The sequence below is a fragment of the Borrelia puertoricensis genome, from assembly GCF_023035875.1.
In the GTDB taxonomy this organism is placed as follows: domain Bacteria; phylum Spirochaetota; class Spirochaetia; order Borreliales; family Borreliaceae; genus Borrelia; species Borrelia puertoricensis.
This window is the reverse complement of record NZ_CP075379.1, coordinates 818,641-838,271: the sequence shown is the minus strand read 5'-3', so window position 1 is coordinate 838,271 and position 19,631 is coordinate 818,641. Positions and strand designations below refer to the sequence as shown.

General features: G+C 29.1%; 24 protein-coding genes and 1 tRNA gene. 9 read left to right on the top strand and 16 right to left on the bottom strand.

Annotated elements, in window-relative coordinates; translation table 11 throughout:
- Nucleotides 1-7: 7 nt before the first annotated feature.
- The 16 genes from bpuSUM_RS04015 to bpuSUM_RS03940 form a co-directional block, all read right to left on the bottom strand.
- Nucleotides 8-1,498: a hypothetical protein gene (locus bpuSUM_RS04015; protein ID WP_247066062.1), complete on the bottom strand. Its 1,491-nt coding sequence runs from the start codon at nucleotides 1,496-1,498 to the stop codon at nucleotides 8-10.
- A gap of 21 nt (nucleotides 1,499-1,519) precedes the next feature.
- The gene (gene ftsH, locus bpuSUM_RS04010; RefSeq protein ID WP_247066061.1) at nucleotides 1,520-3,427 is read right to left on the bottom strand and encodes an ATP-dependent zinc metalloprotease FtsH; all 1,908 of its coding nucleotides are present in this window, start codon (nucleotides 3,425-3,427) and stop codon (nucleotides 1,520-1,522) included.
- On the bottom strand, nucleotides 3,424-4,740 hold the full coding sequence (gene tilS, locus bpuSUM_RS04005; protein ID WP_247066059.1) for a tRNA lysidine(34) synthetase TilS: 1,317 nt from the start codon (nucleotides 4,738-4,740) through the stop codon (nucleotides 3,424-3,426). Before tilS ends, ftsH begins: the two co-directional genes overlap by 4 nt.
- Nucleotides 4,740-5,306 (bottom strand): aminoacyl-tRNA hydrolase, encoded by a 567-nt coding sequence (gene pth, locus bpuSUM_RS04000; protein WP_247066057.1) that lies wholly within the window; start codon nucleotides 5,304-5,306, stop codon nucleotides 4,740-4,742. The genes tilS and pth overlap by 1 nt, the downstream gene beginning before the upstream one ends.
- Nucleotides 5,307-5,312: 6 nt before the next feature.
- The gene (locus bpuSUM_RS03995; protein ID WP_247066055.1) at nucleotides 5,313-5,861 is read right to left on the bottom strand and encodes a 50S ribosomal protein L25/general stress protein Ctc; all 549 of its coding nucleotides are present in this window, start codon (nucleotides 5,859-5,861) and stop codon (nucleotides 5,313-5,315) included.
- 28 nt (nucleotides 5,862-5,889) lie between these two features.
- Nucleotides 5,890-5,961: transfer RNA gene (locus bpuSUM_RS03990), tRNA-Gln, on the bottom strand.
- A 63-nt stretch (nucleotides 5,962-6,024) separates the two neighbouring features.
- The gene (gene spoVG, locus bpuSUM_RS03985; protein WP_247066052.1) at nucleotides 6,025-6,315 is read right to left on the bottom strand and encodes a septation regulator SpoVG; all 291 of its coding nucleotides are present in this window, start codon (nucleotides 6,313-6,315) and stop codon (nucleotides 6,025-6,027) included.
- Nucleotides 6,316-6,414: 99 nt separating this feature from the next.
- Nucleotides 6,415-6,765 carry a ribosome silencing factor gene (gene rsfS / locus bpuSUM_RS03980; protein ID WP_247066051.1) on the bottom strand — a complete coding sequence of 117 codons (351 nt, stop codon included), beginning with the start codon at nucleotides 6,763-6,765 and terminating at the stop codon, nucleotides 6,415-6,417.
- Complete coding sequence (locus tag bpuSUM_RS03975) at nucleotides 6,740-7,924, bottom strand: LCP family protein (RefSeq protein ID WP_247066049.1); 1,185 nt, start codon at nucleotides 7,922-7,924, stop codon at nucleotides 6,740-6,742. The genes rsfS and bpuSUM_RS03975 overlap by 26 nt, the downstream gene beginning before the upstream one ends.
- Entirely contained in the window at nucleotides 7,925-8,497 is a 573-nt protein-coding gene (gene nadD, locus bpuSUM_RS03970; RefSeq protein ID WP_247066047.1) for a nicotinate (nicotinamide) nucleotide adenylyltransferase, read from the bottom strand.
- Between the two features lie 84 nt (nucleotides 8,498-8,581).
- Complete coding sequence (gene obgE / locus bpuSUM_RS03965) at nucleotides 8,582-9,565, bottom strand: GTPase ObgE (RefSeq protein ID WP_247066045.1); 984 nt, start codon at nucleotides 9,563-9,565, stop codon at nucleotides 8,582-8,584.
- Between the two features lie 22 nt (nucleotides 9,566-9,587).
- Nucleotides 9,588-9,833 (bottom strand): 50S ribosomal protein L27, encoded by a 246-nt coding sequence (gene rpmA, locus bpuSUM_RS03960; RefSeq protein ID WP_247066044.1) that lies wholly within the window; start codon nucleotides 9,831-9,833, stop codon nucleotides 9,588-9,590.
- Nucleotides 9,820-10,152, bottom strand: a complete 333-nt coding sequence (locus tag bpuSUM_RS03955) for a ribosomal-processing cysteine protease Prp (protein ID WP_247066042.1) — start codon at nucleotides 10,150-10,152, stop codon at nucleotides 9,820-9,822. Before bpuSUM_RS03955 ends, rpmA begins: the two co-directional genes overlap by 14 nt.
- On the bottom strand, nucleotides 10,152-10,466 hold the full coding sequence (gene rplU / locus bpuSUM_RS03950; RefSeq protein ID WP_247066041.1) for a 50S ribosomal protein L21: 315 nt from the start codon (nucleotides 10,464-10,466) through the stop codon (nucleotides 10,152-10,154). Before rplU ends, bpuSUM_RS03955 begins: the two co-directional genes overlap by 1 nt.
- 126 nt (nucleotides 10,467-10,592) lie before the next feature.
- Nucleotides 10,593-11,123, bottom strand: coding sequence for an adenine phosphoribosyltransferase (locus bpuSUM_RS03945; RefSeq protein WP_247066039.1), 531 nt, complete (start codon nucleotides 11,121-11,123; stop codon nucleotides 10,593-10,595).
- Between the two features lie 35 nt (nucleotides 11,124-11,158).
- Nucleotides 11,159-11,695 (bottom strand): DUF2147 domain-containing protein, encoded by a 537-nt coding sequence (locus bpuSUM_RS03940; RefSeq protein WP_247066037.1) that lies wholly within the window; start codon nucleotides 11,693-11,695, stop codon nucleotides 11,159-11,161.
- A 250-nt stretch (nucleotides 11,696-11,945) separates the two neighbouring features.
- Here bpuSUM_RS03940 and flgF point away from each other — a divergent pair, with 250 nt between their 5' ends.
- From flgF to bpuSUM_RS03895, 9 genes are all read left to right on the top strand, one after another.
- Nucleotides 11,946-12,794, top strand: coding sequence for a flagellar basal-body rod protein FlgF (gene flgF / locus bpuSUM_RS03935; protein ID WP_247066035.1), 849 nt, complete (start codon nucleotides 11,946-11,948; stop codon nucleotides 12,792-12,794).
- A 12-nt stretch (nucleotides 12,795-12,806) separates the two neighbouring features.
- Nucleotides 12,807-13,601, top strand: coding sequence for a flagellar basal-body rod protein FlgG (gene flgG / locus bpuSUM_RS03930; protein WP_247066033.1), 795 nt, complete (start codon nucleotides 12,807-12,809; stop codon nucleotides 13,599-13,601).
- Complete coding sequence (locus bpuSUM_RS03925; RefSeq protein ID WP_347343292.1) at nucleotides 13,601-14,239, top strand: hypothetical protein; 639 nt, start codon at nucleotides 13,601-13,603, stop codon at nucleotides 14,237-14,239. Before flgG ends, bpuSUM_RS03925 begins: the two co-directional genes overlap by 1 nt.
- A gap of 210 nt (nucleotides 14,240-14,449) precedes the next feature.
- Nucleotides 14,450-15,445 carry a flagellar basal body P-ring protein FlgI gene (locus bpuSUM_RS03920; RefSeq protein ID WP_247066030.1) on the top strand — a complete coding sequence of 332 codons (996 nt, stop codon included), beginning with the start codon at nucleotides 14,450-14,452 and terminating at the stop codon, nucleotides 15,443-15,445.
- Between the two features lie 3 nt (nucleotides 15,446-15,448).
- The gene (locus tag bpuSUM_RS03915; protein ID WP_247066009.1) at nucleotides 15,449-15,790 is read left to right on the top strand and encodes a rod-binding protein; all 342 of its coding nucleotides are present in this window, start codon (nucleotides 15,449-15,451) and stop codon (nucleotides 15,788-15,790) included.
- A gap of 113 nt (nucleotides 15,791-15,903) precedes the next feature.
- Nucleotides 15,904-16,707 carry a sigma-70 family RNA polymerase sigma factor gene (locus tag bpuSUM_RS03910; RefSeq protein ID WP_247066007.1) on the top strand — a complete coding sequence of 268 codons (804 nt, stop codon included), beginning with the start codon at nucleotides 15,904-15,906 and terminating at the stop codon, nucleotides 16,705-16,707.
- Nucleotides 16,708-16,753: 46 nt separating this feature from the next.
- Nucleotides 16,754-17,665, top strand: coding sequence for a divergent polysaccharide deacetylase family protein (locus bpuSUM_RS03905; RefSeq protein WP_247066005.1), 912 nt, complete (start codon nucleotides 16,754-16,756; stop codon nucleotides 17,663-17,665).
- On the top strand, nucleotides 17,631-18,647 hold the full coding sequence (gene tsaD / locus bpuSUM_RS03900) for a tRNA (adenosine(37)-N6)-threonylcarbamoyltransferase complex transferase subunit TsaD (RefSeq protein ID WP_247066003.1): 1,017 nt from the start codon (nucleotides 17,631-17,633) through the stop codon (nucleotides 18,645-18,647). The genes bpuSUM_RS03905 and tsaD overlap by 35 nt, the downstream gene beginning before the upstream one ends.
- Nucleotides 18,644-19,438, top strand: a complete 795-nt coding sequence (locus tag bpuSUM_RS03895) for a PfkB family carbohydrate kinase (RefSeq protein WP_247066001.1) — start codon at nucleotides 18,644-18,646, stop codon at nucleotides 19,436-19,438. Before tsaD ends, bpuSUM_RS03895 begins: the two co-directional genes overlap by 4 nt.
- Nucleotides 19,439-19,631 lie beyond the last annotated feature (193 nt).

The window sequence follows — 19,631 nt, the reverse complement described above, 5'->3', positions numbered from 1 at the left end:
TCAAAAGTTAATTAATGTTATGATAGACATCAAAACTATCATCTAAAATAACTTTCTTAACTTTCAAAACTCCTTTATCATAAATTTCAATATAATTAAATTTTTCAGACCCATTAATTTTTCTATAAACTGAAACCAAATTACCAGAAGAGTAATTTTTCACTTCAATAATATCAGAATTATTAAAAATTTTTTTCTCTATTAAATTTTTTTGAATATCTAAAACAGAAACTCGTTTTGGATTCAAACTTAACATACTGGGAAGAAAAATTTCTGGAACATTAGCTATTAAAAATTCATTAATACCTACATAATCAAAGTTGTAATTAAAATAATTATCAAAAACTTCATACCGAAAAGAATCTAAAGCAAAAGTATATACATGCTTCTTATCTGAATAATCAACCTCAATCATATTGACATAAGGATAAACAGAATAATTAACTTTATAACCAAGCAAAGTATTTTCATAACGAACAGGGACCTTATCTTTGAAATAAACTTTATTAAAATAATTTTCATCTAAGTTTAAATCCATAGGATAGTCCATTATTTTTGAAAAAAAACTTACCAAAACTCCATTTTCAAATACTGCGGCATTATTCTTATCATCCACAAAATACATACCGGTCAAATGCTTATAATGACTTAAAAACTCATCTCGTATACTAGGATCTCTTAAGAGATCATAAAACATTTTATATTCACCTATTATTTTTGGAGGTGCTTTTTTAAAAAACATATAAGCTTCATCAGGTGTCAAAAGTCTATATTTAAGCAAATACGTACTCTGAAGACCGTTTAAATTTTCGCTCTTATTTTTTAAAAAAGTAAATAAAGCAACAGAATTAGCCTCATTTAATGATGTATTTTTAAAAATAAAATCAATATTATCACTACTAAAAAAAGAATCTTCTTTTAATTTAAGTTTACCAAAAAGACTTGGAAAAAATTTATCTTCTTTTAAAAACCATTTAAAAAACCTCAAATCATCACTATACATAGCAAAAGAGTCGGCTAACACTTTATTAAAACTTCCCTTAAAATCCCCAAGTTTACTGGAAGCTTCAAGCCTCATGTAAATCAAATCTTTATCACTTTGCAGATCTCCATACAATTTATCATAAATAGTAATAATTTCCCTGTTTTTACCAATATCCTCACTTTGACTTAGAATCAATGAAAAATATTGATAATACAAATCCCTAGGCTCTACAAACGTAAAATTATTAATATTTATTGCCGAATCCAACAAATAAATTTTATCCAGCAGAGAAATATCATTTCTCAATGAAAGTTCATAAAGAGAATCTGAGTTTCTTAAATTAAATTCAAGAGAACCATAAAGCATATCAAGTCCCCTTTGAGTACCATCAAAATCTTTAGCCTCAATAAAAAGAATCTCTGATATATCTTTGTCTCTATGATTTAAACTAGCATTTAAATCATTCAAGCTTACTAAAAAGAAAAACATAAATATAATTTTCAAGATAACCATAAGACCCCTTCAAAATTTTATTTACCCATTGACTGTCTCCAATTTAGACTCTCTTAAACTTTTTTCATGCTCACTCTCAACAATTTCAAATCCTAAAAGCTCTCTTACTTCATTATCTGTCAAAGTTTCTCTTGCAACTAAAGCTTCTGCAAGTTTCACTAACTGATCTTTATGGTTCATCAAAATATCTGAAGCTTCTTTTAAACATCCTTCAAGAATTCTCTTAACTTCCCTGTCTACTCTATCAGCAGTATGCTCAGAATATGCTCTTGACTTAGAAAATTCTTTTGGAAGAAAAATTGGAGCTTCATCATCCACTAAAAATATTGGGCCTACATCTTCCCCCATACCCCATTCTGTAACCATTTTTTTTGCCAAATTAGTAGCTTGCATCAAATCATTTTGCACACCAGCTGTAGTAAAACCCAAATTAATCTGCTCACTAGCATAACCACCATAACATATCTTAATCTTATCAAGAATCTGATTTTTATTTATTGAAAGCCTATCCTCCCTAGGAAGAGAAAAAGCAACCCCAAGAGCTCTACCTCTAGGAATAATAGTAACCTTATGTAAAGGATCAGAATATTCAAGATAATAATGAAGCAATGCATGTCCTGCTTCATGATAAGCTGTTTCAAGTTTCTGTCTATCAGTAATAGTCATAGACTTTTTAGCAACGCCCATTAATATTTTATCTCTAGCTTCTTCTAAATCATGCATAAGAATCTCAGATTGATCATTCCTTGCAGCAATTAAAGCACCCTCATTAATCAAATTTGCAAGATCAGCACCACTAACACCAGGAGTAGCTCTTGCTATTACATGTAAGTCAATTTCTTTTGAAAGTTTAGTCTTTTGAGCATGTATATTCAGTATTGCTTCTCTCTCCTTAATATCAGGAAGCGTCACTGTTACTTGCCTGTCAAACCTTCCAGGTCTAAGCAAAGCAGAATCAAGAACATCAGGCCTATTTGTTGCTGCCATCACAATTACATTAGTATATGTCCCAAAACCATCCATCTCGACTAATAACTGATTAAGAGTTTGCTCTCTCTCATCATGACCACCACCAAGGCCAGCGCCACGACTTCTTCCAACAGCATCAAGTTCATCAATAAAAATTATGCAAGGAGCATTTTTTCTTGCATTGTCAAACAAATCCCTAACACGACTTGCTCCAACCCCTACAAACATCTCAACAAAATCAGAACCTGACATATGAAAAAAATTTACACCTGCCTCACCTGCAACTGCTTTGGCAAGCAAGGTCTTTCCTGTTCCAGGAGATCCTACTAAAAGAACACCTTTTGGAATCCTTGCACCTATCTTTTCAAATTTTTTAGGGTTTTTAAGAAATTCAACTACTTCCCTAAGTTCCTGCTTAGCTTCTTCTTGACCAGCAACATCTTTAAAAGTAACTTTATTCTTTCCTGCCTCATACTTTTGAGCATTGCTTTTTCCAAATGAAAAAACCTTGCCTCCACCACCCTGAGTTTGACGAAATATAAAGAAAAAGAAAATAAAAAATAATATCCATGGCAAAGTTTGAAGAATAACACCAATTAAAGATGACTGACTTTTTCCAGAACTTACCTCAACTCTCTTTGCTTTAAGCTCAGAAAGCAGATTGATATCAAAATAAGGAATACTAGTAGAGAAATAAGATTTTCCTAAATTCGAATTTTTGACAATAAATTGAATTTGACTCTTATCAATTATTATTGCTGATTCAACTAAACCACTATCTAAATAAGTTTGAAATGTACTATAAGGCACGTTCTTATAATTTTCTCCGCCACGCATAAAATAAGACATGAATATTGCTAAAACTAAAAAGACTATAACAAGAACCAAAATCCAATTCTTATTTTTCTTTTTATTATTAGATTTACCATTATTATTCAAATTATTATTGTTAATATTCATTCCTTTAAAAATCCTCCGAACAAAGATATATTAATTTTTTTAAGAATACTCTTATCACTCCAAATTAAGTTTAAAGTATTTAAATCAATAATGCCAATTACCTTATCATCTAACACTAACAACATTAAATAAAGTGGATTATATCTTACAAACTTAGAAAAGAACTTCTTTGATTGTAACTTACTTCTAAAAAATCTATGCCTAAACTCATAAGAACAACATCTCAATGTTAGTATAGAATTATCTTCACACTCCAAATATTCTAACAAAATCTTACCTAAAGATAAACTATGACATTCATTAAGTCTTAAGAAAAAATCAAAAGGCTCATGCATCTCTTCAGCTTCTCTAAAGATAAGGTTAATCTTATCTTTACGTTTTTCCAAAAAAAAATCATTGGTTTTAAGTAATATTTTACTTTTTTTATTAGCAAGATTCACCCTAAAAATCTCACCTAAAGTGCCATATGACAAATTTGACACAATTCCTTCTGAATTTAAAATCTTAAAAATACTCCTAAAAACCAAATACTTTGGTAGCCTGAAAAAAGTCATAGCATCAAAAAAATAATAATAATTACCCTTACTCGGGGAAAGATAATCTTCTTTATCAAAATAACCTGCAAGCTCACTTGAAAAATCAGATATCCTTTTCAAACCTCTTTCATATCCCTTAAAAATTTTCCTAATAACTGGCATAAGATTATTTCTAATTTTATTTCTTAAATATAAATCTTCATGGTTAGTACTATCAACAGAATAAACAATACTATTCAAAGAAAGAAATTTTTCAATATCCTCTCTTGATACATCAATTAAAGGTCTAATAATATTTCCATTGATAACTGGAATACCAGACAATCCATCCAAAAATGAACCTTGAAAAAATCTCATCACCAAAGTTTCAAATTGATCATTTTGATTATGAGCAAGAGCAATATAACTTGCCCCATTTTCTCTAAAAGATTCTAACAAAGCATCATAGCGATATTTTCTAGCCAACTCCTCAACTGACATACCAAGTTGCCTAGACTTTCTCTTTATATCAACACTACACCTCTTTATTTGAAAAGTAATGCTATGAAAATTACAAAACTTTTTTATATGTTCTATTTCCAGATTTTGCTCGAAATCTGATCTTATATAATGCGCAAAATAAAGTGCAACAATATTATTATTTAAATACTCCTTTAAACTCAATAACAAGGTAGTAGAATCTGCTCCCCCAGAAAAAGCAACTATTACTTTTTCTTTGGTTAAAGAATTTTTAAAGTAAAAACTTTCTATCTTTGTTAAAATATTATTCCAAAACATCAAAAACTACTAGAATTAATAGTCGCAATTTTACTCTCAAAATTACATTCATCAATACTTAATATCTCTTCACTTAAAAAATTAAATACATTTCTAATACGCTTAAGCTCACCATCGCTAAATTTTGCAAGAACAAAATCTCTAAGACTAGATTCATTATTCTTTCCAACTCCAATATAAAGTCTACTATATTTAGTACTTCCAAGGCTCTCAGAAATAGAACGAAGTCCATTATGCGTAGAAGTACCTCCTATCTTTCTAAGTTTACATTTTCCCAAAGGTAAATCAACATTATCAACTATAATCAACAGATTAGTTATTTTCATATAAAATCTAGCAAAAACAAAAGGAAAAATATTACCACTCAAATTCATATAAGTTAAAGGTTTAATTAAAACTATTCGTTTATTCTCAAAATTAAAATCAGAGTATTCATAATTTTTTACCTTTTTCAAAGAGAGATCATGCTTTACAACCAATTTATCTATAAGCCCAAAACCAACATTATGTCTAGTATGAAAAAAATTAGACCCGGGATTACCCAGGCCAACTATTAACAAATCCATATTTTTTTATTTTACAAACAAAATAGACAAATTTTCATCATCTTCAGCAAGTCTCACATTCTCAGGAAGTACAATATCCTTAAAAGTTATCTGATATCCCTTCTTAACAGGGGTCAAATCTACTTCAACAAATTCTGGCAAATCTAAAGGCAAAGCCTTAACTTTGATTTTAGTCCGAAGAACACTTAAAGTACCACCTTCCTTAACACCAATAGAAGCCCCTACAAATTTAATTGCAATATCTCTTTCAATATCTCTATCCCTATCAACCTCATAAAAATCAACATGATAAATAAGTCCCTTAATAATATTTTCGCTCACATCTTTAATAAAAACACATTTCTCGACTTTTCCGTCACTTAAAATTAAAACAGTATTACCTGTAAATTTTGCAAATTTCTTATTAAATTCATTACTTGCAATTTTGATATGCAGGACATCACTTTCTTTCCCATACACAACAGCTGGTACCTCAGATTTTGCTCGTATTCTACGAGCACACAAAGAACCAAAATTTAATCGACTTTCATATTTTAAAATCCTACTACTATCCACAATGAAACTCCTAACCTAATATCAAATACTGGGACGGAAGGATTCGAACCCTCGAATGCCTGGACCAAAACCAGGTGACTTACCACTTGTCCACGTCCCAAATACTTAATTATCCATAAGTCAAAAGGATACAAAATACAATACACTTTGTCAATAATATTTATTAGCCTAATCCAAATTCAAGACTTGAAGGATTTTCCTTCACATATTCTTTAAAAATAGCACTCTGCAAAATCTCTCTAAAATTTTGATTAATAGGATGTACAATGTCTTTATACTCTCCGACCTTAGTTCTTCTATTAGGCATAACAATAAAAACACCTTTTTGCCCCCTAATAACCCTGATATTATGCAAAACCAAACAATCATCAAAAATAACTGTCACATATGCCAATAGCTTCGAACCGGGATTTTTATTATCAACTCTCCTAATTCTTACATCTGTAATATTCACTCCTAGGCCTCCCTAAAATACATGTTTTAAATCTAGAATATTTTTAATTTTTTGTAAATAATTCTTGCGATATTTTTATTTTTTTTAATTAAATAACTCTCAAGGATAAATAATTTTTCCCTGATCCCATATCTTTTCAAGTTCATAATATTCTCTGGCCTTTTCACTCATTAAATGTACAACTAAACCTTCACATGAAATAATTGTCCAATCATGAACAAAACCTTTACCATCAATACAATAATTAAAATTCTTTTCCTTAAAAAACGTTATTAATCTTTCGGTATACAAAGCTTCCATTTGCTTAAATGATAAACATGAAACAATAACAAAAAAATCAGCCCAATTACAAACAGAACTAACATTAATACCTAAAACATCAATCCCGCCAAAATCAGATATAATCTTACATAATTTCTTAACATCATATATTTTTAACATATCTTCCATCAAAATCATCTCCCAAAATGATTATTACATCAGGACTCATATCAGGCACATCAAGTCCTAAAATATCTACACGAAACTCAGAAATTGGTTTAATGTTCCTTGCTCCAATTACATCCCCAACCTTAATGGCGATCTCTAAATTATCTGAATTATTTATTATTAAAGTATGAGAATAATTATGCCTATCTGCATTACCAACCCTTACAACCTTAAATTTTAAAGATTTAAAAATATCTGCCGCATTCCTTGCAAGTCCAGCAGTCTTAGTGCCATTTAAAACAATAACTTTAATTACCTCTTCACTTCTAGCTTCACCCATTAAATCTCTATTTAAATTTTCTATCGATTCCTTAAGAACCGCTCCACCATAATAAGGAAAAACAACTTTTATTAAATTATCATTATTATCCTTAAATGTTTCCTCTTGCCCTTTAATATTGACAAAAATAAATTTTTCATTATTTATTTTATAATTAGCAAGAATATATTTAAATACAGTTTCAGAAAGATCCGTATCTAACATGAAATACATTTTGGAAAAATAATCATACTCTTCTTTAAAATCAGAAAATTGTGTCAAGATTTTCTTGAAAAATTCCTTAAAAAACTCAAATCTTTCATCGTAAGAAGCAATATCTCTGAAATAACTTAAATAATCATAAGACTTATCTCCATCAAAAACAGAATTACCAGAGGGTATTAAGATAGGACGTACTAAATTATATATTTTAACAGGATTTTTAACAAGAAGACGAACTCCACCAATATAGTCAACAAATTTAACAAAACTACTCTTTTTAAAACAAATATAATAATCAGGTTCATGATTCAACTGTCTAGATACTTTAGACAAAAATTCATTAAAGCTATCCTTTTTATATAAATCTTCAAACCAAGACACATTTCCCTTTAAATCCTCATAACCTGTATAAACAGGAATATCTAAAAATCCAACATTTCCTGTTTTTATATTAATGAAAATCTCTTGCATACTTAAAAGATTGTCATTATCATCTTCTATAAGAAATAAAAAACTAATATTACTCTTAGTATTCAATTCAAAATATATTTGTTCTCTCTTAGAACTATCAACAAAAAAAATCACAATACCAAGAACTATTAAAATAATTAAAACTAAAAAAAATAATTCTTTTCTCAATTATTGACCTTTAACATATAAATTATTACTCTTAATATATCGCAAAACATCAAAGGGAAGCAAATAATCAACGGGTAATCCTTGCTCAATTCTACTTCTAATCTCTGAAGAAGAAATAGAAAATATTCTATTATCAACATAAATATGTTCAAACCGACTAACTAATCTTTCACTGTAAATCCTGTGAACCACCACAAGATTAACAGATTCGATTATTTTTTCTGGATTTTTCCATGAATCAAAACTCTCAAAAAGATCATCTCCAATTACCAAATAAATATCATCATGAACATATTTATTCCTAATACAAGCAATAGTATCAACAGTATAAGTTATTCCGCCATTTATAATATCGCATTCATCGATAAACATATTATTTTCATGTTGTATGGCCAACTTAAGCATCGCAATTCTATCTTTAATACTAATATTTTCAACACGCTTATGAACAGGTTTATGAGTAGGAATGAATAGTATTTTATCAACATTTAAAAAATGCTCTATCTCCTTTGCTAAAAACATATGCCCAACATGAACAGGATTATAAGTACCACCCAATATTGCTATTCGCATAAATCTCCCATGTTATACATTTAATTTACTACATTAATTAATGTCTGAACAATATTAATTTTGAACTTCTAAAAAACAATGACTTTAAATCCTCGATAAAGCAAAAAGTTCACTAACAAGGTCATCTATTCCCATATTATCATAAATAGAAATTCCTAAAACTTTTTCGCCATCCAAAGCTCTTTTTAACTGATTAAAATTTTCAATAGCACCTTCTAAATCAAGTTTATTAGCAACAATTAGTCGCTTCTTACTTGAAAGGCCAACATCATACACACTAAGCTCATTAACAAGAATATTATAAGTACTCATAAAGTCATTACTAGCAACATCAATCAAAAAGACCAAAACTTTAGTCTTTGAAATATGCCTCAAAAATTCAAAACCAAGCCCCATCCCTCGACTTGCACCCTCAATTATCCCAGGCACATCAGCAATTACCAAATCATCATAATAAGACTTCAAAACGCCAAGATGCGGAACTTTAGTAGTAAAAGGATAATCTCCAACCTTTGACCTTGAAGCAGTTATTGTAGAAATAAGAGAAGACTTACCTGAATTAGGAAGCCCAACAAGTCCAATATCAGCTATCAATCCTAATTCAAGACGTAAATCCAAAGTAATACCAGATTCTCCGGGTTGAGCAAATCTTGGTGTCCGTTTTGTAGAACTTTTAAAATTTACATTTCCAAGGCCACCTCTTCCACCCTTTAAAGCAATAACTTCATCACCAAAGTTCTGAAGTTCAAACAACATAGAATCAGTAAAAGCATCATAAACACGGGTATTAGGAGGAATAAAAATAACTAAATCTTCTCCAGAAGCCCCATTCTTCCTAGAACCCATCCCAGGCTTGCCATTATTAGCAGCAAATTTTTGACCATTTTTATAAAGAGATAGGGTTTTAAGATCTACCTTAACCTTAAAGACTACATTTCCACCCCGACCTCCATCACCACCATCAGGACCTCCTTTGGATTTAAACCTTTCACGCAAAAAAGAAACACATCCTGCACCCCCATTACCTGAAGACACAGTTATGTTTAAAGAATCCTTAAACGTATGCAAATCAACCTCAACTATAACAATATTAAATAATATTTATATATTTTCGGCCCTTAAAAGTTTTAAACTCTACTATACCATCCTTTAATGCAAATATCGTATGATCTCTGCCAAGTCCAGAATTTTTGCCTTTATGAAATTTTGTACCTCTTTGACGTACAATTATTTCTCCAGATCTCACAAATTGCCCACCACTTCTCTTAACACCAAGCCTCTTAGATATAGAATCTCTTCCATTCTTAGAACTACCACCACTTTTACTTGTTGCCACTACTTTCCTCCAAAATCAATTTAATATCACAAGGATACTCAAAGCATAAATCCTTTACACCTTGTATTAAAAATTTACTATAATAAAAAAGATTCTGCCTATCCAAATCTTCAAAAGAAGCCTCAAATTTTAAATATCCTCTTAAAGAATTGTCCACAGTAAAATCTTCTTTTTCACAATTAAGAACACTTAAAAAAGTCCTTAAAATAAAAGAAAAGGAAGAACAAACTATATTAACATAATCATTTCCTCTAGCATGCCCATTAGCTAAAATATAAATAATTATATCATTACGAGTCTTTATTAAAACATTAATCACTAACTAACAACTATATCATCAACCAAAACATAAGAATAGGATTGACGATGGCCGACCTTTCGCTCACTTGACTTTCTTCTTATATATCTGTAAGAGATAACTTTTTTATCTTTTTTATCTTCTATATAAGTACATTTTACACAAGAACCTAAAACATAAGGTTTGCCTATCTTCACATCTCCATTCTTGTTTACAAGCATTACACTGCTAAATTCTATTTTATCACCTTCACTAGCTCCAATTTTATCTATCTTTAACATCTCTCCCATAACAGCCTTGTACTGTTTACCCTTTATTTCCAACAACGCATACATCACAATCACCTCTCAATGCTCAGCTAAGTATTATAAATTTAATGAAATTTAAAGTCAATTATTTAAGCTCAATTAACTTATTTAATCTCACTAAATTAATAATACAAATTATTTATTAAATAACTATCAAAAATATCTAACAAGAGAATTTAAACTATATTCCCGTAAAGCATCTCTACCATTCATACTTACAAGTTCAATAAAGCAAAAGATATCAGATACCACTCCACCCGCCTTTTTAAGCAACATGTCGGCTGCTCTCAAAGTGCCTCCGGTAGCTAAAACATCATCAACTAACAAAATATTTGAATGTTGTTTAACATCATCTTTATGTATTTCAATACTGCTAAATCCATACTCAAGTTCATATCTCTCTCTTAAGACTTGCCTTGGAAGTTTACCTTCTTTTCGAATCAACAAAAGAGGCAAGCCCATTTTTAAAGCCAAAGGCGCACCAATAAGATAACCTCTTGATTCAATAGCAGCAATGTAATCGATGTTTCTTGATAAATAAAAAGCATACGCATCTTCAATTAAAGATTTATATGCTTCTGCTTTGAGTAAAACATTAGTAATATCATAAAAAAGTATACCTTCCTTTGGAAAGTTAGGTACTTTCATAATAAATTTATCATAATATTCCGTTCTATCTTTCATTAAGATTCCCACAAAAAATTAAATACTTATTTTTTTTATTCTTCCGCTACAGGGGGATTTGGAACTATACCTTCTACATCTAATTTTGGAATCTCATCTTCATTAGCTCTTGTCCAAACCTTACTTCTACCAAAAATCCATACCTTACCCTTGGTAATAAGATTACCCGTTTTTGGATCTACCCTCATTTCAGAACTATAAATTTTACCATTCTTAGGATCAATAATCTTACCCTTATCCCACTTGTCAGAAGACTCAATATATTTAAGCCCCCACATAAAATCAAGACCTTCAGTAATTAAATGCTCAAAACCTATAACCCTATAACCAGAAGGATCATTAATATCATGCACCTTCCCATCCTTTATTACATTTAAAATTCTACCATAGACTTTATCATTATATTTATAAACATAAATTACAGAATTTTTAACATTCGTAGTACTATCATATCCAACCCAATATCCTAAAACCTCACTACCGTCTTTTTTATTGTCTGTTTTCTCAGACTCTGCAAATGCAAAAAACGAAAAATAAAATAAAAGAATAATTCTCAATACATTCTTATCCATATAAACTCCTAAAATTAATATCTGAGCCAACAATTTAAATATGTCATGACAAAGAAAGATTATACATTTATTTCATACTTTTTGCAAAAAGAATAATTTACTTACATTAATTTAAATTACTAAATACAAATTGATAGTTCAATCTTAGAAAATCAAGATACATAAAACAATAAAGAAATCAAAATTGATATATACTAATTTTAGTGATAAAATTAATAACAATATCAATGATAAATAATGAGGGTTTAATGTGGTAAGAGGTATTTATACTGCTGCCAGCGGAATGATGGCACAAAGACACAGGTTAGATGTTATTGCGAATAATTTAGCAAATATTGACCTTACGGGATACAAAAAAGATTTATCTGTCCAAAAAGCATTCCCCGAAATGTTAATTAGGAGAATCAATGATGACGGTCTTTACAAATTTCCCAAAGGATACTTGGAGACAGCACCTGTTATTGGCAAGCTTGGTACAGGAGTTGAAGAAAATGAAATCTACACTTCTTTTGAACAAGGACCACTAAAAATCACTGGAAATCCTCTTGACTTAGCATTAACTGATGAAGGCTTTTTTGTTGTTCAAACACCAGAAGGAGAGAGATATACAAGGAACGGTTCTTTCATACTCGGACCAGAAGGCATACTTGTTACAAAAGATGGATATCCTGTAATTGGAGAGAAGGGATACATATACTTAAAAGATAATAACTTTAAAATAACAGCTCAAGGACAAATATTTCATAATTCAACATTTGAAAAAAATCCCAAAAATCTTGTAAGTGAATATGAAAATTCATGGGAAAACTATGAACTCCTTGACAACTTAAAGATTGTAAATTTTGAAAAAACAAGATTTCTACAAAAACAAGGCAGTTCACTCTGGAATAGTACAGAAATATCTGGACAAGCTAGAAATATCGAAATAAATTCAAGACCCAAAATTGAAACTGGTACTTTAGAAGGCTCAAATGTAAACGCCATTAATGAAATGGTATCAATGATTACAGTTAATAGGGCCTATGAAGCAAATCAAAAAACAATACAAACCGAGGACTCACTTCTTGGTAAATTAATTAACGAAATTGGAAAATTTTAAGGAGATTAGTTTATGATGAGATCACTCTGGACAGCAGCCAGCGGAATGAAAGCACAACAATATAACGTGGATACAATTGCCAATAATCTCTCAAATGTAAACACTACGGGATTTAAAAAAATAAGAGCCGAATTTGAAGATCTAATATATCAAACACAAAAAAGAGCAGGAACTCCTGCAACTGAGGACACAGTAAGTCCTCTTGGCAATCAAGTTGGACACGGAACAAAAGTATCAGCAACACACAGAATCTTTGAACAAGGCAATCTGCAAGCCACCAATTTAAAAACTGATATTGCAATTGAAGGTGATGGATTTTACAAGATTCTCTTACCAGACGGCACTTACGGATACACCAGAGATGGTTCATTCAAAATCGACGCAAATGGAGATCTTGTAACAAGTCAAGGATACAAATTATTGCCTGAAATATCCTTTCCTGAAGAATATATAAAAGATTCTATTACAATATCTCAAGAAGGAATAATATCTGTCAAAGTTGATGGAAGCTCTGATCCAATTGAACTTGGTCAAATGGAAATTTCAAGATTTGTAAATCCAGCAGGTCTCAATGCAATTGGAAACAACATATTTAAAGAAACCACTGGTTCTGGAGAAGAAATATCAGGAATACCAGGAAGTAATGGAATGGGTAGATTAAGGCAAGGCATACTTGAAATGTCAAACGTATCAATTGCAGAAGAAATGGTAACAATGATTGTTGCTCAAAGAGCTTATGAGATAAACTCAAAAGCAATTCAAACCTCAGATAATATGCTAGGAATTGCCAATAACTTAAAAAGGTAGTGAAAAAACTCACAAATAAATTTATATTCTATCTATTTACAATAAATTTATCACAAATAATGCCTTATGATACCTGTTTTACAATATCTCCTAGTAAAACATATTTTTTCTCAAAAGAATACTCAAAAATGTGCAATGATAATAACTTATCACAGATTTACATAAGCCCACATCTTAAGCAAAAGCAAATAATATTTGAAATGATTAGCCATATTACAAAAAATCTAGCAAGCAAAAATATTTACATATTACAATTCAGTTTTGATGAATCAGAGATTAATATAGAAGATAAATTTTTCACCGATATAAAATTTAAAGCAATAAAAAGCATATCATATAAAAATATACCCATACAAAAAACTTTGGTTTATTATGCAAAAAAATTTGAAGACTACAAAAAACATAATAAAGTAAATATGTATATTGACATAATAGAACCAATTGTACTTGCAAAAATAGATTTAAAGGCAGGACAAAGCTTAAATGAATATAATGTTTATTTTAAATATCAAATAAACACAACTAAAAACAAAGAAACGCTAAACTTAAACGAATTAAACCAAAGTAACTACATAGTATTACAAGATATAATAAAAAATGAAGAGCTTAAACTAAATAAAATACAAAAACAACAATAATACCATATTCAAACATATAAATTCCCAATTTTGTTATTGGCCTTACTAATTTACTTGACAATTTAAAGCTTAATTATGAATGAAAGGGAAAATTTCCTATAATTTTTTTATCACTATAATAAACCCAAAGAAAAAATGAATAAACTAAAAGCAATTGCAATAATATTAAAATAAAGGTAAACTATATTGCCATACAAAAGGAACAAAATCATGAAACTATTGACAATGCTAACCATCTTAAACTTAAAGATAGTCCTAAGCTCATTCGCACAAGAAAATCAACCTTTAAAAAATCTTGTTAATGAAAATAACAATATAAATCAAATAAGTGAACAAACAAAATTAAAAAATATTGCTGAAATGAAATCTACAGGTTCATATACCTTAACAGGAATTGGAATAGTAGCAGGTCTTGCTGATAAAGGAGATTCTCTAAAGGGAAAAGAAATTTTAAATAAAGCTTTAAATAAAATTGGCATAAACGAAATAGATCTAACAAACATAGGAAGCAAAAACATCGCATTAGTAAGCACAACGGTTAAAATAAATGGAAACATGGTTAAAGGTACAAATCACAATGTTTACATAGCATCAATGCTAGATTCAAAAGACTTAACAAATGGTATACTTTTAAGAACAGAACTAAAAGATAAAGAAGGAAAAGTACTAGCAACAGCCTCAGGTCCAATAATAACTAACGCAAAATCAAAAGGTACAGGATATATACTAAACGGAGCAACAATACATGAAGATAAAAATTATACAAATTACAATATAATTCTTAAAAAAGAGGATTATGTCTTAGCAGATTCAATAAGTAAAAAACTAACAAGTAAAAACATAAAAAATAATATAAAATCAGGAAATATCATAGAAATTGAGATCAACGAAATTGGATTGCTAGGCGAAATTGAAGAAATAGAAATAAAAACTATGCCTAAAGTTCTAATAAGTGAACAAAACAAAATCATTATAGCAAGTACAAATGCAGAAATAGGGCCCCTTATATTTTCAATTGAAAGAAATGGGGAAAATTTATTTAGCAACAGAAGCAATGAAAAAATAAAAATAGAAATACAAAAGATGAAATTAAATGAATTTATATCAAAAAATTCAAATACGCTTAGCAATGAAGAATTAATAAAAGTAATTAAAGCAGCTAAAAAAATTAATAAATTACATGGAGAATTAATTCTGGGGGAATAGATTATGACAAGTAAAATTAATTTACAATACTTAGAAACAAAAAATCAAACAAAACAGGTAAAAATCCTAAAAGACAAAATAGAAAAAACAAATCAACACAAAAATGATAATAAACTCTATGAAGCCGCATTAGAATTTGAGTCAATCTTTATAAATCAAATGCTTAAGAGCATGAAAAATTCTTTAAAAAAAGAAAATAATCTAATTAATGGGGGTCAAACAGAAGAAATTTTTGCAGATATGCTCTATTTAGAAAGAGCAAAACAAATAGCCAAATCTAAAAGTTTTAGACTTGCTGATTTAATTTATAACCAAATAGCAGAAGTAAATAACTTTAGGAAATAGTTCATATTTAATAAAAAATATTAATTATTTTCTAAGTTGGCATGATTTTTGCACCACATCAAAAACAGAGAGAGGGATGTTGATATGCAAATTTCAAAAATGGGAGAAGTATTGTGAATATATTTAGCAATGAAGATTTAAACATATACTTAAAATCCGTAAGAGAACACAGACTGATAACTCACGAAGAAGAAATTGAACTTGCAAAACAAATTAAACTAGGAGACCTAAAAGCCAAAAACAAAATGATAAATGCCAATTTACGTCTTGTCTTAAAAATAATTAAAAGATATGCTGGCAAAGGATTAAAAGTTGAAGACTTAATACAAGAAGGAAATCTAGGTTTAATTAGAGCAGCTGAAAAATATGATCCAAGTAAAAACACCAAATTCTCAACTTACGCATCATTTTGGATTAAACAATCGCTTCAAAGAGCATTAAATACCAAAACAAGACTTGTAAAGGTGCCATACAGAAAAGAAAATTTAATACTCCAAATAAATAAATATCTAATGGAAGAAGAAAAATCACCAAAAAAAGAAGACATAATGGAAAGATTTAACTTAACAACTGCTCAATATATAAAAATCATTCCCTATCTTGAAAAAGAATACTCCCTTGATAAAAAGATCGAGGGTTCAGAAAATTCCACACTACTAAACCTCTATGAAGACAATTCTTTTAATCCTGAAAATACTCTTGAGCAAAATTCAACATTAAAACATCTCAATCACATACTAAAGACCAAACTAAATGAAAAGGAAAGATATATCATAATAAAAAGATATAACTTAGACAACAGTGATAAGAAAAGCACTTTAAAAGACATTTCCAGTGAACTTGGAATCTCTTCAGAAACCGTTAGACAAATTGAAAAAAGGGTACTTAAAAAACTCAAAGAAGAACTTTATCAATAAAAATTGACTTAATACCAGATTTTGATATAATGAGAAGCTACTGGACATGAGTATTTACAATGTTTCTATTTTTCTAAAGAAACATAAATTAAAAATCACAATATCATTTGTTATTATTACATCTTTTGTCTCAATAATTATGCTATTTTCTAGTCTTATGTATATAAGATCAAATGCAAAAAAACTCAATCTAAATTTTAAGAACAAATTAGCAAAAATTAAAAAAGAAAATTTAATAAAAGTACAAAAAAATTTAAAACCTGCATTTTATCTAATAATTGATGATGTTGGCTATGACGAATTTATGTTAGACGAATTTATAAAAATTGACTTAAACATCAATTTTTCAATTATTCCCTTTTTACCAAAATCAATGAATTTTTATAACAAACTAGCAAGTAAAAATAAAATTATAATGATTCATTTGCCAATGCAATCAAAATATAAAAATTCAATAGAAAAATTTCACATAAACATCAACGATAATGAATTCGCAATACGAACAAAAATCGAAAAAACATTTAAAACATACTCCAATGCAAAGATCATGAATAATCATATGGGGAGTCTTATTACTGCAAATGAGAATATAATGCAAATTATTCTAATTAAACTTAAAGAAGAAAATAGATACTTTTTCGATAGCCTAACTACCCAAAAAAGCATATCCGCAAAAATTGGTAAAAAAATTGGGATTATAGTAGAACAAAGAGACATATTTCTTGATAACAAAGATAATGAACAAGCCATAATTAAAGCACTTGAGAGAGCAAAACAAATAGCTAGAAAAAAAGGAATTGTTAAAGTAATAGGACACATTTGGTCAAAAAATACTCTTAAAATACTCAAACAAGAAGCGGAAAACTTAAATAAAGAATTTGAATTTAAAAATTTAATCAATCTTTATCAAAAAGAGGAAAAAAATGAGAGTGCTTGGAATAGAGACTTCATGCGATGATTGCTGTGCAGCTGTAGTAGAAGATGGTGTTAAGATTTTAAGTAATATAAAGCTTAGTCAAAAAGAACACAAAAAATATTACGGTGTAGTGCCAGAGATTGCTTCAAGGCTACACACGGAATTTATAATGTCTGTTTGTCAACAGGCAATAACAAATGCTCAAATACATGCATCAGAAATTGATTTAATAGCAGTCACATCTAAACCTGGTCTTATTGGCTCCTTAATTGTTGGGGTAAATTTTGCTAAAGGTTTATCAATTGCCCTTAAAAAGCCTCTAATTTGCATTGACCACATTTTAGGTCATCTTTATGCTCCTTTAATGATTAAAAAGATAGAATATCCATTTCTATCTCTAATATTAAGTGGAGGACATACAATACTTGCAAAACAAAATAACTTCGATGACATTGAAATACTTGGACGAACGCTTGACGATGCTTGTGGAGAAGCATTTGACAAGGTAGCAAAATACTATAAAATGGGATTCCCAGGTGGCCCAAACATAGAAAAATTAGCCAAAAGCGGTAACCAATATGCATTTAATTTTCCAATTACAATTTTTGACAAAAAAGAAAATAGGTATGATTTTTCATATTCAGGCCTCAAAACAGCATGTATACATCAACTTGAAAAGTTTAAAGACAAAAATGAAAACATAACAAAAAATAATATTGCTGCAAGCTTCCAAAGAGTAGCTTTTGAAAATTTAATTATTCCAATTAAAAGAGCAATAAAGGATACCAATATAAAAAAATTAATAATATCTGGAGGAGTTGCAAGCAATCTTTATTTAAGAGAAAAGATCAAAAAACTTGAAATAAAAACATACTATCCCCCAATCGACCTTTGCACAGATAACGGAGCAATGATTGCAGGAATTGGTCACCTTATGTATTTAAAATACGGGGCAAGTCCAATTGAAATTGATGCAAATTCAAGAATAGAAAACTATAAACATACAAAAGGAAAGACAGTGTGAAACGAGTACTAGCCATGCATGACATTTCGACTATAGGTAGAGCATCTCTTACAATATGCATACCAGTCATATCATCATTTAATATGCAAGTTTGTCCATTTGTAACTGCAGTTCTCTCAGCAACAACAGATTACAAAGAATTTGAAATAATAGATTTAACAAATAAATTAAAAAAGTTTATTTTATCTTGGAAAAACCAAAATGAAAACTTTGATATATTCTATAGTGGATTTCTTGGAAGCAACACCCAGCAAAAAATAATAGAAAATATGTTCAAACTATTCAATTTTGAAAAAATAATAATTGATCCTGTATTTGCAGACAATGGCGTACTCTACCCTATTTTTGATGAAAAAATAGTGAATGGATTTAGAAGCCTAATAAAACATGCAAACATCATAACACCTAATATCACAGAATTGAAAATGTTAGCTAAAACTGAAAAGATAAACAATAAAGATGAAATAATAAAAGCAATATTAAATCTTGAAATAAATGGAATAATCGTAGTTACAAGTGTAGAAAAGGAAAATCTTATAGGAAATGTTGTTTATAATACAAAAACAAAAGAATATTCAGAAATCTTTCTAGAAAAATTAGAACAAAACTTCGGTGGAACAGGAGATTTATTTGCAAGTCTACTAATAGGATATCTGGAAAAATTGGAGATAGAATATGCTTTAGAAAAAGCAACTAAAGTAATTCATTCAATAATCAAATATTCTATTGAAAATAATACTCTTAAAAATAAAGGTATTCAAATTGAGCAATTCTTAAAAAATATTTTCTAACCTATTTAAATATAAGATTCTCTCTTAGCACAGTCAAACCATGATTTTAGAGAAAAACACAATTTGATATAATATGAACTTCTAACATTTTTTTAAATTCAATAAAATTTAGAAGAATCACTGTAAAAGTAAAAATATGTATAATATTTGCATTAAAATGCACTGTTAAATTACAATGTATATAAAAGAGGTA